Origin of the sequence: Caballeronia sp. LZ008 (genome assembly GCF_031451435.1) — a bacterium.
Lineage (GTDB): Bacteria > Pseudomonadota > Gammaproteobacteria > Burkholderiales > Burkholderiaceae > Caballeronia > Caballeronia zhejiangensis.
On record NZ_JARUXK010000002.1, the window covers coordinates 452349 to 466385 of the forward strand.

Genomic DNA, 14037 nt, shown 5'->3' on the forward strand with positions numbered 1-14037 from the left:
AATGAGAATCGAGCGAGTCTGGAGCGTACTTGCCACAATGGCGCTCTTCCTGATAGCCGCGTTCATCGGCAAGACCTTGTGGGATCACTACATGGATGCGCCGTGGACGCGCGACGGCCGCGTGCATGCCAATGTCGTCACGATCGCGCCCGATGTATCGGGCATGATCGTCGGCGTGCTGGTGCACGACAATCAGTTCGTCAGAAGAGGGGATCTTCTGATGCAGATCGATCCGTCGCATTACCGCATCGCGGTCGCCGAAGCCGAGGCGAAGGTCGCCGCGAGCAGGGCGGAACTGGCACTGCGTCGCGACGATGCGAAGCGCCGCGCGGCTCTCGACAATGAAGTCGTCTCCGACGAAGTCAAGCAGAACTCCGGCCTTCAGGCCGATGCCGCGAAGGCTGCCTACGACCAGGCGCTAGCCGCGCTCGATGCTGCGAAGCTGAATCTTTCGCGAACGCGCGTCGTTTCTCCGGTCGACGGCTACGTGACGAACCTGAACACATGGCAGGGTGACTACGCGAGCATTTCGACGCCGAAGCTCGCGGTGGTCGATCGAAACTCGTTCTGGGTCTATGGTTACTTCGAGGAAACGAAGCTGCCGGAAGTGAAGGTCGGTCGGGCGGCGGAGATCCGCCTGATGAGTGGAACGCTGCTGCGAGGCCATGTGCAAAGCATCGCACGGGGCATCTATGACCGCGACAATCCGCAAAGCATGGACCTCACCGCGAACGTCGATCCCGTCTTCAATTGGGTGCGGCTCGCGCAGCGCGTGCCGGTGCGGATCGGCATCGACAGCGTGCCGGAGGGCGTCGAGCTGACGGCGGGGACGACATGCACGGTCGTCGTCGACAGTGGGCTATCACAAGGGCATATCGTTCGATATGCGAATGAAGTCATCGCGCGTGTGGAGAGTGCGTTGTAATGCGAAACGCGGCGATCGAATCCCGTCGTACGCAACGCAGCACGCTGCGCCTCGGGCTTGCTCACTGGGCGGCGACCGATGGTCTCGTCTGGCTGCATCTGGCAAAGACACTCACTGCCGCGTTCATCGCCATGGGCATCGCGATGAAGCTCGACATCCCCACGCCGCGCACGGCGATGACAACGGTTTTCGTGCTGATGCAGCCGCAGAGCGGCATGGTGCTGTCGAAGAGCTTTTACCGGATGGTCGGAACGATCATCGGAACCATCGTCGCGGTCATGCTCGGTGCGCTGTTCCCGCAGCAACCGCCGCTTCATATCGGTGCGCTGACGCTGTGGGTGTCGCTCTGCACCGCCGCCGCGCTGCGCTATCGCACCTTCCGCTGGTATGCGTTCGTGTTGGCGGGCTATACGAGCGCGCTTATCGGCATTCCCAGCGTGACCGATCCGAACGGGCTCTTCATCGCCGCGCTGAACCGTTCGGCGGCCGTGTTGCTCGCCATCGTCTGTAGCGGGGTGGTCAGCGCGATCGTGCTGCCGCAATGGTCGTCCGCGCGGCTGAAACATATCCGTCGCGAGCGCTTCGTATCGTTCTCGAAGTTCGCGGCGCAAGCGTTGCGCGGCGAGATCGACAACGAACGCTTCCTGACGAAGTACGGCGAGTTTATCGACAGCGTCATTGGCTTCGAAGCCACGCGCGCATTCGCTTCTTTCGAAGACCCCGAAGTGCGATCGCGCTCTCGTCGTCTCGCGCGCCTCAATGCTGCGTTCATGGATCTGTGCACGAGGCTGCATGCGCTGCATCGTTTCCTGGCGACGCGTCGTGGCCATGCGGTCGACGTGGTTGCCGCCTATTGCGCGGAACTCGCGACTTTGCTGGACGTCGCGCGCGATGCCGGAATGATCGATGAGGATACGATCAGCCGCAGAGCCGCGCTCGTCTCGGCTTTTGGCGTGCGTCTGAATGCGCGGGCGGAAGCGGATCGCGAGGAACTCGCGCGCACCGTGAGCGCGCAAGCACTGATGGATTTCGATGCTGCCGTTCAATTGCTGTCTGACTACGTGTCGTCTTGGACGTACTATGCCGACGCGTATGTATCGCTCGTTTACGAGAAGCACGTCTTCGAAGAGTCGGACATCAAGCGCGTCTTTGTCACGAACACGAGCGTGATCGCAGTGACGTTCCTGATGACGTGTGCGGCGCTCGGAACGATCGGCGCCTGGTGGTTGTCGAGCGACTGGCCCGCCGGCGGCTACGCGATCATCGGCGCGGCGGCCGTGTCGGCGTTGGGATCGAATTCGCCGACACCCATCCGGTTCTCGTTGCAGATGGCATCGGGCGCGGCTGCATCGACGCTCGCGGCGTATCTGGTGCTGGACTACGTGTATCCGGCGATCGACGGCTTTCCACTGCTGTGCTTCGTCCTCACTCCCTTGCTCGGGCTCGGCGCATTCCTCGCGACAAGACCGAAGTTCACCGGCTTCGGCCTCAGTTTCTGCATCTTCTTCTGTATCCTCGGCGGACCGGATCGCGTCATCCGTTACGCACCCGAGCCGCTGTTGAATAGCGGCATCGCGCTTACGCTCGCGATGCTTGCATGTGCGGTCGCATGGACGTTCGTGTTTCCTGTCGAGAAGCCGTGGCGCGTCGCTGCGTTGACTCGCGACCTGCGACGTCAGATGAACGTCGCATGCACCGCGCCGCTCGACGACGCGAGGCAGCTCTTCCAGTCGGGCACGTTCGATCTCATCGCTCAGATACGCGCGCTGCTTCCGCAGCCAACGGCACAGTATCGTCAAGCGCTTTCGTGGATTCTGGTCGTGCTGGAACTGGGGCACGCATCCATCGAATTTCGCACCGATAGTCGCGATGTCGATGCGGTTCGCATGGTGGCTGCGGACTGGCGCGCATCGACGGAAGAGACGATGCGGCGTTTGATGCAACTTCTCGATACGCCGTCGCACAACACGCGCGACGCGAGCCTTCGCGCGATCGACAGCCAGATTGAAGTCGCGATGCACGGCATCGAAGCGATGCGTGGCGCGGACCACGAGATCCTGCGCATGCGCAGCTTGCTCGCGCGGCTGCATTTCATGCGTAGCGCGCTGATGGATGTCGATTCGCCCTTTTTACGTAGTTATACGCAAGCCTAAGCAATAGCAAAGCGATCGACGGTCGAGGCGAGACCCGCTGCGGAATGCGGCGCTGCGTCGAAGCGGTTCTGAAATGAGGATGCGAGCAACTCGACGAAGGTTCTGGTCTTCGCATCGATATGCTGTCGCGACGGATAGACCGCAAATACGCACGCCGTTCGCAGCGCGTGATCGGGAAAGACCCGCACGAGTCGCCCGGACGCGATGTCGTCGGCGACGACGTAGTGCGGCATCGCACCGACGCCGGCGCCCGCGAGCAGGGCGGCGCGCATTGCTTGTGCATCGTTCACCATGATCTGACCGTCGTTTTCGGCTCTGCTGCCTGAGTCCGTGGCGAATTCCGAGTGCCAGTCGCACGGGTGTCCGAAAGGCGCGCTGATGCGCGTGCGCGCGTGCGTCGACAAATCGCCAAGGGATTCCACCGCGTGACGCCTGAGATAGCCGGGCGCGGCGACGAGCACACGCTCGAAGCGCCCGACGATCCTGTACGCGTTGCCCGAATCGGGGAGCGCCGCCGCCGCCAGCACCGAGACGTCGAACTGTTGGTGCACGAGATCCGGCATGCCCGGCAGCAACTTCAGATCGACACTCACCTGCGGATGCGCGCGCCGGTATTCCACCACGGCCGACATCAACTGCGCGAGACCCAGGTCCGGCGAAGCATGCACGCGCAGGCGTCCACGCGGGACGGTGGCGGCGTCGCTTGCCTCGGCTTCGGCGCTGTCGATCTGAGCGAGGATCTCCTTGCACTTCTGGTAGTAACGTTCGCCGCTATCGGTGAGGGACACGCGGCGGGTGGTGCGCTGCAAGAGCCGCGTGCGCAAGCTGTCTTCGAGCGAAACGACCGCGCGTGAGACGATTCCGACGCTGCAATCCATGCTTTTCGCGACGCCGCTGAAACTGCCGGTCTCGGCGACGCGCGAGAACACACGCATGCTGAAGAGCTTGTCCATGTCGGCTTTGTCTCCGGGCTGAAGATTCAGGCGCGCTTCTGCCGCGCGATGGACTCACGATACGTTCGCAACGCGCTCGACGCCATCAGTCGTGGATACAGTCAGGTCATCCTTGCGTATAGGGTGAAGACGGATCAACTTGAACTCGAAACGCTGCAGGTGTGGCATATGTACTTTGCTCAAGGACGACATTTGAACTTGGGACCTACAATACAAAGCACGATAATAAAGCTTATGTAAAGTCAGTTAGAAAGGCGGCAGACGAAAGCTGCCGCACACACCGCCGAGGCGCCATGAAGAAAACCGGGATGAGCAGCGACGCTCGCACGGCCCTGCGAGATCGATCCGCCGCCTAGTGCCCGAATCGTCGCACGAAACGATAGAAGATCCACGGATGAATCTTCAGCATCGCCATGACCAGCGACAGCTTCGGCCGATGGTCCGAAACCATGCCGAGCAAGTGCCTGAGACGAAGCCTCTGCGCGACGCTATCCAGAATAGGCTCGGCTGACCGATACGTCGGCGCCTTGATCGCTGCCTGAAACGCGATGGTCCGAAAGCCATAGACATATTTCAGCCTGAAGAAAAGCTTCCGGTAATTTCTTATCGGCATGGACGCCGTGCTCTTCTCTACCCGATCCATGATCGCAAAGATGTCAATGATCTTCGGATTGAATCGTGTCGAGATGCCCGATTCGCGATACATGTACGAATACAAGGTATCGGGCATGAGACGAACGACGCTGGCTTTACCGAGCGTCTGGACCGAAACACAAATATCCTCGTAGATCAGCCCCGTCGGATGCTCGATCGCGAGGAAGATCGAGCGGCGTACTAACTTGTTGAAGCAATACGCCTGCAACGTCAAGTCGAGAATTTTCTCTACGGCTTCAACACCGCTCATGACGGTATCGCCGGCTTCGACGCGATAATTGATCTTGCCGTCCGGGCTAATATTCTCGGCGGCAAAAATTACGATATCCGCATTGAGCTTCTCCGCTTCTTCGGCGACCCGGCGTATGAGATCGTGATGAACGTGGTCATCGCTGTCCACGCAGAGCACATATTCGCCGCTCGCGGCGAGTGCCGCAATCCTGCGAGTCTCTGCGAGCCCCTTGTTTTCAGCGTTTTTGATGAACTTCCAGCGAATTCTGCTTTGCTGTTCGAGGATGCGTAAGGTCATTTCCCCGGAGCGGTCAGGACTGCTGTCGTCGACGGCGATGATTTCGAAATCGGTGGAAGTCTGCGACAGTAGTGAGTCGAGGCATTCTTCGATATACGGCTCGACTTTGTACACGGGCACCAGCACACTGATTTTCGGCGGTTCTGACATGAAGTTTCGTCCCTATAACTGCACGTGAGTGCTTTATTCAGGAAAACGACTAGTGCCAGAGGAGTTTACCCGATGAGCGGCGTGAATGTGCGGCTTTGGGCGAAGACAGATCGGAGGCTCGAACGTCTCACGTGCCGAGAAGTCGCCTGCACCACGCGCGCGCATGATGTGAAAAAGGGCGCTTTCGCGCCCTTCTTATCCGATGAAGGGCAAATGCTCGCTTACTTCGCCCCCAGCAAATGCGGCAAAAACTGCGGGATATGCGGGAAGAAGATGATCAGCAGCAGGTCGATCACCAGCGCAAAGATGAAGGGAAGAATCGCGCGTGTCGCCTTCTCTACCGACACGCCGCCGATCGAAGCCGCCGTGAAGAGACAGAAACCTATCGGCGGCAGATTGATGCCGATGGCCGAGTTGATCAGCACGATCACGCCGAACACGACCGGATCGATGTGCATCTGCACGACGAGCGGCAGGAACACCGGAATCACGACGGCAATGCTCGAGATCGTTTCCAGCACGGTATGCGCGGCGATGAGAAACAGGTTGATGAGGATCAGCAGCACGATCGCGCTCGTGGTGATCGCGAGAAAACTATTCGCGACGTGCAGCGGAATCTGCGCTTCGATCAGATAGCGCCCAAGCACGAACGCGAGCCCGAGCAGGAACGAGACACGCGTGGTGTTCACTGAAGTTCGCACCAGAATGTCCTTGAAATGCGAGAGCTTCAGCGTCTGAAAGATAAACGCGCTCACCAGCGTCACATAGACGGCCGCGACCACGCCCGCCTCCACCGGCGTGAAGATGCCGCCCAGGATGCCGCCCAGAATGATGACCGGCGTGAGCAGCGCCCAGAACGCTTCGCGGAAGGTCGTCCACAGCTTGCGCCCATCGAACGGCTCGACGGCGCTGTAGCCCTTCTTCACCGCGGTCACGTAATTGACGATCATGAACGACGCGACCACCAGCAGCATCGGAATGATGCCGGCGATGAACATCGTGCCGACCGACACGTTGGCCGTATAGGCATAGACGAGCATGCTCATCGACACGGGCGAGAGCAGCCCGAGCGAGCCCGCCGCCGATTGCAGCGCCACCGCGAACGCGCGGTTATAGCCCTTCTTCACCATGCCGGGAATCATCACCGAGCCGATGGCTGCCGTGTCGGCCGTCGCCGAGCCGGAAAGGTCCGCGAAGAACATGCTCGCAACGATCGTCACCTGACCGATGCCGCCGCGCATGAAGCCCACCAGTGCCTGCGAAAATTCGATGATGCGCTTCGACACGCCGCCCGAATCCATGATCGCGCCCGTCAGCATGAAGAACGGAATGGCGAGCAGGCCGACGTTGTTGAGGTTCGAAAAAAGCTGCTGCGGAATCACGAGCAGCGACGTGCCGTTGATCGACAGCGCGAGCGTCGCCGCAATGCCGATGCAGATGGCCACCGGCACGCCGAGCCCGAGCAGCCCTGCTCCAAATGCGATTGCCCACATGATGTTTTTCCTAGAGATGTTCGGACACGCCCTCGACGAGCGTGGCGTCGGTCTGCGTCTGCGGCGCGAGATGCGAGACCGCGATCCGCACCAGCGAATGAAACGCGAGCAGCGCGCCGCACACCGGAATCGAGAGATACGGATAGACCATCGAGATCGGAATCGACGCGGCGGTTTCGGTGCCCATCAGCGCGAGCATGTCCGTGCCGTACAGGACGAACACCGCGCCGAGCGCCAGGATCGCGCAGTCGGTGAAGTCCTTGAGCAGCGGCGCGAATGCAGCCGGCACGCGATCGGCCAGCACGCGCACTTCCGGATGCGCGCGCAGCTTCACGCCGGCCGCGGCGCCGAGGCACGTCAGCCACACGAACAGATACGCCGACACCTCGTCGGACCACGACAGCGAATCGTGCAGCACGAAGCGGAAGATCACCCCGAGCCCCGCGACGATCACCGCCCCGAGCAAAAGGCAGCTACAGACGAACAGATTGATCTTCAGCACGATGCCGTCAACGAACATCAAGCCGCGCGCGAGCTTTTCCATGCGTGTCGCCTCCCGTGGTGCCTGGGTTGTGCGGTGGCCGTCGTTCGCATCCGTCATTTCGATGCGACCGCCGGCGCCTGCTTGGCCGAATTGATCTCCTGATACAGCGCCGGGCCGTCCGGAATCTTGCCGATCAGTTCGTCGCGCGCGGTCTTGGTCGCTTGCGCCCACGGCGCGGTATCGACCGTCGTGACCTGAATGCCCTTCGCTTTCATCGCGGCGATCGCGGCGTCGTATTCGCGCTTGTACTCCTTGAGATCGAAGTCCGCCGCGATCTTCGCCGAGTCCTGGAACGCCTTCTGATCGGCGGGCGAAAGCTTGTCCCACGCGCTCTTGCTCATCGCCAGCACGACCGGCAGATAGTTCACATGCGTCACGTAGAAGTGCTTGGCGACGTCGGAGAACTTGTCCTGAACGAACTGCTCGGGCGAAGTATCGGCGCCATCGACGAGACCTTGCGACAGCGCGAGAAACAACTGGTTGTAGGCGAGCGGCGTCGGATTCGCGCCGAGTGCCTTGTAGCCCGCGATATAGCCGGGGCTCTGCATCACGCGCACCTTGAGGTCCTTCATGTCCGCGAGCGACGTGACCGGACGTTTGGTCGTGAACAGGTTGCGTTCGCCGACCGCGAGCCACGTCAGGCCGATCATGTTCACCGGCTTCATCATGTCGAGATACTTGCGCCCGACCGGGCCTTGCAGCACGCCGTTCGCCTCGTCCATGCTGGAGAAGAGATACGGCATATCGAAGATCTGCCATTGCTTGATCGTGTTGTCGATCGGCGCCTGCGCGGAGATCATCAACTCCTGCGTGCCGGTGCGCAGCGCCTGCGTCATCTGCACTTCGCCGCCGAGCTGCGATTGCGGGAACAGTTGAATCTCGATGTGACCGTGCGTGCGGGCGGCGACTTCCTTCGCGAAGACCTGCGCGGTCAACTGATAGTGATTGTCCGGCGCCAGCGTGTGACCGAGCTTCATCACGACCTTGTCCTGCGCGCTCGCGCCAGACGACGCCGCCACGCACATCGCGGCGAGCGCCGCGCTCATCGCCATGCGCAGCATGCTCTGCGCTCTGAAAAGCGAACTCATGTTGTCTCCTTGCTCGATATGGATACCGCCCGGCGAGTGCGCCGCATCGTTCGGTGCGAGTGCCCGGTGCGAATGCGGAACCGGCGGGTTGACGCAAGTATTTGTGATCGCGGCGAGGGTGCGTTAGGACCAGTCGTCGAATTTCTTGGACTTTTTTACGCTGCCCTTTCGCATCGCCGGGTCCGATGCAAAAAAGTCCAAAAGATCGCGCGAACCGTCCTACCGGTTGCCTGTAACGCGTCTTTAAAGTGACTTCCAAGCCGGCGATGCAACATCAGCACGCATCGTTCAGCGTTAACCCCAACTCATCCGAGAAGAAACATCGACATGGCCAAACGCCCTCATATGGATTGCTATGCAATCGGCGACACCGCCGATTTCGCCAAGACGGTCTCCGAATACGATATCTACGGCTTTGCCGGCATCGTCGGCGATTTCTACGCCGTGCATCTCAACGAGGAATACGCGAAGGGCACGCGCTTCGAAAAGCGCATCGCGCAGGGCTGCCTGTCGGTCGGCTTCCTTTCCACGGTGATGGGATACATGGCGGCGAAAGCGCCGAGCCCCGGCGCCGTATCGTATCGCTACGACATCACCTTTAACGCGCCGGTGTTCATCGGCGACACGGTGAGCGCGCGTCTCACGCTCGAAGAAAAGGATGAAGAGCGCAACGTGTGCATCTTCGCCGCCGACGTGACGCGCCAGGACGGCGTGGTCGTGGCATCGGGCAAGACCTATCTGAAAGTGCTGTGACGCCATGACGAACGACACGCTTCCCGTTCTCGCGTCGCAGCATGGCGCGCTGCGCCTCCTGACGCTCAATCGCGCCGACAAGCTCAACGCGTTCACGCCCGACATGCTCGCGGCGCTCGAAGCCGAAATCGCCGATGCGCTCGCCGACGACGCGACGCGCGTGATCGCGCTCACCGGCAGCGGCGCAAAGGCGTTCGCCGCGGGCAACGACATCGAGCGGCTCGTGTCGCTCGACGGCGTCTCGGCTTATCGCGACATGGTGGCCGGACAGCGCGCGCTGTTGCGTCTGCATGAAAGCGCGAAGCCGACCATCGCGATGGTCAACGGCTACGCGCTCGGCGGCGGCTTCGAACTGGCGCTCGCGTGCGACTTCATCGTGGCATCGAGCGAGGCGAGCTTCGCATTTCCCGAGATCACCCTGAACACCATGCCCGGCTGGGGCGGCACGCAACTCGCCGTCGCCAAGATGGGGCTCGCGTGCGCGAAACGCTTCGTGATGAGCGGCAGGCGCTTTTCCGCGCGCGAATGCGAGGCGTTCGGCTTCATCCACGAAATCGCCGCGCCCGCGAAGCTGTTCGACGCCGTGCGCGCGCTGGCCGACACCCTCGCCTCCTACGATCCGTTCGCGGCCGAGATGGCGAAGCGCGCGCTGAATCGCGCGAGCGACATGCCCTTGTCCGCCGGACTCGACTTCGAGGCCGCGCAATACGCGGTGAATTTTTCGAGCGAAGGCGCGCGCGCGGGCCTGCGCCACTTCGTGGAACGCAAACGCGCACGCCGCGCCGCGCAAGCCGACACCGCACCGGTCACGCCATGACGACAACCTTCAATCAACCTCACTGGCTCGGCGAAGAGCACACGATGATGCGCGAGGCCGTGCGCCGTTTCGCCGAGAAGGAAATCGCACCGCAATCGGAGACGCTCTGGGAGCAGGAAGCGTTTCCCTACGCGATCTGGCGGCAGGCCGGCGAACTCGGCTTCACGGGCTTGCCGTATCCCGACGAATTCGGCGGCGGTGGCGGTGACTGGCTGTCGTTCGTGATCGTGCTCGAAGAACTCGCGCGCGTGGACTGCGCCGTCGCCAATGCGCTCATGGCGAACTCGACCGTCGCGAGCCTGTTGAACAACTACGGCACGCCGCAGCAGAAAGCGCGTTTCTTGCGCCCCATTCTCGACGGCACGCAGATCGGCGCGATCGGATTGTCCGAGCCCGACGCCGGTTCCGATGCGGCGAATATCGGCACGCGCGCGGTCTTCGACGGCGAACGGTGGATCATCGACGGTGCGAAGACGTTCATCAGCAATTCGGGCACGGAGATCGGCGGGCCGACCGTGATCGCGGCTGTCACCGGCACGCGACCCGACGGCCGCAAGGAGATCTCCAACTTCATCGTGCCGCAAGGAACGCCCGGCTATGGCAAGGGCAGAAAGCTGCGCAAGATCGGCTGGCGCGCATCGATCACGCACGAACTGTTCTTCGAGCAATGCGCGATTCCCGCCGATCAACTGCTGGGCGAACGCGGCGCGGGCTTGCGTCAGACGCTCGCGCAGATCAGCACGGGGCGCATTCTGATCGGCGCGCTCGCGCTCGGCATCCTGCAGGGCTCGCTGGATCGCTCGGTCGCGTACATGAAGGAGCGCCGCGCGTTCGGACGCGCGATCGCCGAGTTCCAGGCGCTGCAATTCAAGATCGCCGACATGGCGGCCGATGCGCACGCCGCGCGTCTGATGCTCTACGACGCCGCCGCGTCGAAAGATGCCGGCGCGCCCTTCGATGTGCAGGCGTCGCAAGCCAAGCTGTTCGCCACCGAGCACGCGATGAAAGCCGCGCATCAGGCATTGCAGATTCACGGCGGCTACGGCGTCATGGCCGAGTTTCCCGTCGCGCGCGCATTCGGCGATGCGAAGGTGCTGGAGATCGTCGAAGGCACGTCGGAGATACAACGCATGATCATCGCGCGCACGCTGCTCGCGTGATCGCGCGCTGAAACCGAGAGGAGAATGTTCATGCTGGAAGGCATCAAGGTGCTGAGTTTCACGCATTTCCTGCAAGGCCCCGCCGCCGTGCAGATGCTCGCCGATGTCGGCGCGGATGTCATCAAGATCGAACCGCCCGGCGGCGCGTTCGAACGTAGCTGGACCGGCGCGGACGCGTTCATCGAAGGCGTGAGCGTGTTCTTTCTGCTCGGCAACCGCAATCAGCGCAGCATCTCGCTCGATCTGCGCGACGAAGCCGCGCGCGAGATCGTGTGGCGTCTGATACGCGAAGCCGACGTGCTCGTCGAGAACTATCGTCCCGGCGTGCTCGACAAGATGGGCTTCGGCTACGCGCAGGTGCACGAAGTCAATCCGCGTCTCGTGTATTGCTCGTGTACCGGCTACGGTTCGTCCGGGCCTTATCTGAAACGTCCGGGCCAGGATCTGCTCTTGCAGGCGATGAGCGGACTGACCATGCTGTCCGGCGATGCCGAATCGCCGCCCACGCCGGTCGGTTCCGCCATCGTCGATCAGCATGCCGCCGTGCTCGCCGCATTCGGCGTGGTGGCCGCGTTGCAGGCGCGCGAGCGCACGGGCGTCGGCACGCGCATCGAGAGCAATCTGCTCAACGCCGCGCTCGATCTGCAAATCGAGCCGTTCACGTATTACATGAACAAGGGGCCGTTGTGGGCACGCACGCATCCGCCGATGGGCAGCCGTTTTCATCCCGCGCCGTATGGCGTGTACCGGACGCGTGACGGTTATATCGCGATGTCGCTCACGCCGACGCAGAAGCTCGCGAATGCGCTGTCGTGTCCCGCGCTCGCCGAATTCACGCATCCGAAGGACAACGTGCGAAGGCGCGACGAGATCAATCGCCTTGTCTATGACACGCTGAAAACGCGCACGACCGAGGACTGGATGCGCACCTTCGAGGAACACGATATCTGGTTCGCGCCCGTCAACGACTACGAGCAGGTGGAGCAGGACCCGCAAGTCGCCCACAACGAAATGATCCTGTCGTTCGATCACGAGGAAGCGGGACCGGTGCGCGTGCTCGCGCATCCTGTGCGCTACGACGGCGCGGCGCCGCCCTTGCGGCGGCATCCGCCGAAACAGGGACAACATACCCGCGAAGTGCTCGCGGAACTGGGCTACACGCCGCAGGAAATCGACGGCTATGTCGAACGCGGCATCGCATTGACATCGAGGAGAGAAGCATGAGCGCACAACCGAACAACTGGCCGGCGCTCTTGCGCTTCGACGACGTCGAGATCGGCCGTACGCAGGTGAACGTGCACACGGTCACCGAGGCCGAAGTGGACGCGTTCGGGCACCTGTCCGGCGATCTGAACCCGCTGCACATGCAGCACGCCTTCGCCGAATGCTCGCCGTTCGGACGGCGCGTCGTGCATGGCCTGTTGACGGCCGCGCTGGTGTCGGCGGCGCACACCGAACTGACAGGGCCAGGCTTCGTGTATGTCGGACAGGAGCTGCGTTTTCTGGGGCCGGTGTATATCGGCGATACGGTGACGATCGGCGTATGCGTCGTCGAAAAGAAGCCCGCGAAACACATTCTCGTGATGGACACGACCGTGCGCAATCAACAAGGGCACGTCGTGCTGAGCGGACTTTCCGCGCTGAAGGAACTGCGCTTCGATCATGCGCTGATGGCGCGCAGCGCGGCGGCGTGACATCGCCGCGCGGGCCGCATGGTGTAAATGCCAGTTAACCGGCGGGCGCGGGCACGGCTACACTCGTGCAGTCGCCCGCGCAGCGCGGGCATGCAGGCGGGCGCGAAGACACTCGCCGCCGACGGAGGAGACAGTTGGATACCGCATGTTGCTGTCACGTTCCGGTGATCCGGATCGAGGACTACGAATACGGCGCACACGTCAAGACGCCGGACTTTCATCTCGCGCCGATCGAGGCGCTCAAGTCGACGCTGGTCTATCCGCATCGGCACGACTTCTATCACATGATGTGGGTGCTCGCGGGCAGCGGCTCGCATGTGATCGATTCGGTGCGCTACGACGTGCGTCCCAACACGCTCTACTTCATGGCGCCGGGACAGATTCACGATCTGGATCTTTCGGCCGACACGCTCGGCTATTCGCTCAGCTTTTCGTCGGAGTTTTTCGCGTTCCGCGTGCAGAACCGCCATACCGAAACCGAAGTGCCCGTCTATAACTTCGAGCAGCTCGCGCCGTGCGTCAATCTGAGCGACGCGCAGGTGCGCGAACTGGCGCGCGTGATGGACGGCATTCGCCATGAGTATCAGGAGGAACAGGTCGGCTACACCGACGCGATCTGGGCCTACTTGCACGTTTTCCTGATCAAGGTCGCGCGCATGTGCGACGCCGCCGCCATGCGAGATGCCGCCGCGACGCGCAGCGTGCTGCTGTCGCGCCGCTTCAAGAGTCTGCTGGAAAAGCATTTTCGCTCGGTCAACGAGGCGGCCGATTACGCGCGCCTGCTCAACGTCACGGAGCGCGCGCTCAACGAGGCGACGCGTCAGGCGCTCGGCAGCACCGCGCCCAAGCTGATCCGCGAGCGCGTGATGCTGGAGGCCAAACGGCTGCTGCTGCACTCCGAAGTGAATGTCGCGGAGATCGCCGCGATGCTCTCGTTCGACGATCCCGCCTACTTCAGCCGATGCTTTCGCAAGCACACGGGCCGCTCGCCGATCGACTATCGGCGCAGCCTCGACAAGCTGCACATCTGAGCGTCGTCATGTGCCGCTTCGATGCGGAAATGTCCAACAGATCATGCGTTTCATCCTAACGCGCTCGCGCGGGCGCTTCTTAGAATCGTCCTG

General features: G+C 62.1%; 13 protein-coding genes. 8 read left to right on the forward strand and 5 right to left on the reverse strand.

Going from position 1 to position 14037, the window contains the following annotated elements; translation table 11 throughout:
- Position 1 precedes the first annotated feature (1 nt).
- Both QCE49_RS16445 and QCE49_RS16450 read left to right on the forward strand, forming a co-directional pair.
- Positions 2-925: an HlyD family secretion protein gene (locus QCE49_RS16445; protein WP_250456923.1), complete on the forward strand. Its 924-nt coding sequence runs from the start codon at positions 2-4 to the stop codon at positions 923-925.
- Positions 925-3078 (forward strand): FUSC family protein, encoded by a 2154-nt coding sequence (locus tag QCE49_RS16450; RefSeq protein WP_250456924.1) that lies wholly within the window; start codon positions 925-927, stop codon positions 3076-3078. Before QCE49_RS16445 ends, QCE49_RS16450 begins: the two co-directional genes overlap by 1 nt.
- Here QCE49_RS16450 and QCE49_RS16455 read toward each other — a convergent pair.
- The 5 genes from QCE49_RS16455 to QCE49_RS16475 all read right to left on the reverse strand — a co-directional run bounded on the left by QCE49_RS16455 (position 3075) and on the right by QCE49_RS16475 (position 8489).
- A complete protein-coding gene (locus tag QCE49_RS16455) occupies positions 3075-4031 on the reverse strand; it encodes a LysR family transcriptional regulator (RefSeq protein WP_250456925.1) in 957 nt (318 codons plus the stop codon). The two genes, QCE49_RS16450 and QCE49_RS16455, sit on opposite strands and share 4 nt — an antisense overlap.
- A gap of 352 nt (positions 4032-4383) precedes the next feature.
- A complete protein-coding gene (locus QCE49_RS16460) occupies positions 4384-5364 on the reverse strand; it encodes a glycosyltransferase family 2 protein (RefSeq protein ID WP_008346637.1) in 981 nt (326 codons plus the stop codon).
- 221 nt (positions 5365-5585) lie between these two features.
- Positions 5586-6857, reverse strand: coding sequence for a TRAP transporter large permease (locus tag QCE49_RS16465; RefSeq protein WP_250456926.1), 1272 nt, complete (start codon positions 6855-6857; stop codon positions 5586-5588).
- 10 nt (positions 6858-6867) lie between these two features.
- Complete coding sequence (locus tag QCE49_RS16470) at positions 6868-7401, reverse strand: TRAP transporter small permease (RefSeq protein WP_008346641.1); 534 nt, start codon at positions 7399-7401, stop codon at positions 6868-6870.
- Between the two features lie 53 nt (positions 7402-7454).
- Positions 7455-8489, reverse strand: a complete 1035-nt coding sequence (locus tag QCE49_RS16475; RefSeq protein ID WP_008346643.1) for a TRAP transporter substrate-binding protein — start codon at positions 8487-8489, stop codon at positions 7455-7457.
- A 327-nt stretch (positions 8490-8816) separates the two neighbouring features.
- Here QCE49_RS16475 and QCE49_RS16480 point away from each other — a divergent pair, with 327 nt between their 5' ends.
- From QCE49_RS16480 to QCE49_RS16505, 6 genes are all read left to right on the forward strand, one after another.
- Positions 8817-9242, forward strand: coding sequence for a MaoC family dehydratase (locus QCE49_RS16480; RefSeq protein WP_033535795.1), 426 nt, complete (start codon positions 8817-8819; stop codon positions 9240-9242).
- Positions 9243-9246: 4 nt separating this feature from the next.
- The gene (locus QCE49_RS16485) at positions 9247-10059 is read left to right on the forward strand and encodes an enoyl-CoA hydratase/isomerase family protein (protein ID WP_175981676.1); all 813 of its coding nucleotides are present in this window, start codon (positions 9247-9249) and stop codon (positions 10057-10059) included.
- Positions 10056-11219 carry an acyl-CoA dehydrogenase family protein gene (locus QCE49_RS16490; RefSeq protein WP_175981674.1) on the forward strand — a complete coding sequence of 388 codons (1164 nt, stop codon included), beginning with the start codon at positions 10056-10058 and terminating at the stop codon, positions 11217-11219. The genes QCE49_RS16485 and QCE49_RS16490 overlap by 4 nt, the downstream gene beginning before the upstream one ends.
- Before the next feature lie 24 nt (positions 11220-11243).
- A complete protein-coding gene (locus QCE49_RS16495) occupies positions 11244-12443 on the forward strand; it encodes a CoA transferase (protein WP_309806184.1) in 1200 nt (399 codons plus the stop codon).
- Positions 12440-12913 carry a MaoC family dehydratase gene (locus QCE49_RS16500; protein ID WP_175981670.1) on the forward strand — a complete coding sequence of 158 codons (474 nt, stop codon included), beginning with the start codon at positions 12440-12442 and terminating at the stop codon, positions 12911-12913. The genes QCE49_RS16495 and QCE49_RS16500 overlap by 4 nt, the downstream gene beginning before the upstream one ends.
- Positions 12914-13047: 134 nt before the next feature.
- Entirely contained in the window at positions 13048-13944 is an 897-nt protein-coding gene (locus QCE49_RS16505) for a helix-turn-helix domain-containing protein (protein WP_175981668.1), read from the forward strand.
- Positions 13945-14037: the final 93 nt, after the last annotated feature.

What these genes read in the sequence shown, in the direction of transcription:
- QCE49_RS16445 (WP_250456923.1), top strand. Translation starts at nt 2, where the DNA reads ATGAGAATCGAGCGAGTCTGGAGCGTACTTGCCACAATGGCGCTCTTC.
- QCE49_RS16450 (WP_250456924.1), top strand. Translation starts at nt 925, where the DNA reads ATGCGAAACGCGGCGATCGAATCCCGTCGTACGCAACGCAGCACGCTG.
- QCE49_RS16455 (WP_250456925.1), bottom strand. Translation starts at nt 4,031, where the DNA reads ATGGACAAGCTCTTCAGCATGCGTGTGTTCTCGCGCGTCGCCGAGACC.
- QCE49_RS16460 (WP_008346637.1), bottom strand. Translation starts at nt 5,364, where the DNA reads ATGTCAGAACCGCCGAAAATCAGTGTGCTGGTGCCCGTGTACAAAGTC.
- QCE49_RS16465 (WP_250456926.1), bottom strand. Translation starts at nt 6,857, where the DNA reads ATGTGGGCAATCGCATTTGGAGCAGGGCTGCTCGGGCTCGGCGTGCCG.
- QCE49_RS16470 (WP_008346641.1), bottom strand. Translation starts at nt 7,401, where the DNA reads ATGGAAAAGCTCGCGCGCGGCTTGATGTTCGTTGACGGCATCGTGCTG.
- QCE49_RS16475 (WP_008346643.1), bottom strand. Translation starts at nt 8,489, where the DNA reads ATGAGTTCGCTTTTCAGAGCGCAGAGCATGCTGCGCATGGCGATGAGC.
- QCE49_RS16480 (WP_033535795.1), top strand. Translation starts at nt 8,817, where the DNA reads ATGGCCAAACGCCCTCATATGGATTGCTATGCAATCGGCGACACCGCC.
- QCE49_RS16485 (WP_175981676.1), top strand. Translation starts at nt 9,247, where the DNA reads ATGACGAACGACACGCTTCCCGTTCTCGCGTCGCAGCATGGCGCGCTG.
- QCE49_RS16490 (WP_175981674.1), top strand. Translation starts at nt 10,056, where the DNA reads ATGACGACAACCTTCAATCAACCTCACTGGCTCGGCGAAGAGCACACG.
- QCE49_RS16495 (WP_309806184.1), top strand. Translation starts at nt 11,244, where the DNA reads ATGTTCATGCTGGAAGGCATCAAGGTGCTGAGTTTCACGCATTTCCTG.
- QCE49_RS16500 (WP_175981670.1), top strand. Translation starts at nt 12,440, where the DNA reads ATGAGCGCACAACCGAACAACTGGCCGGCGCTCTTGCGCTTCGACGAC.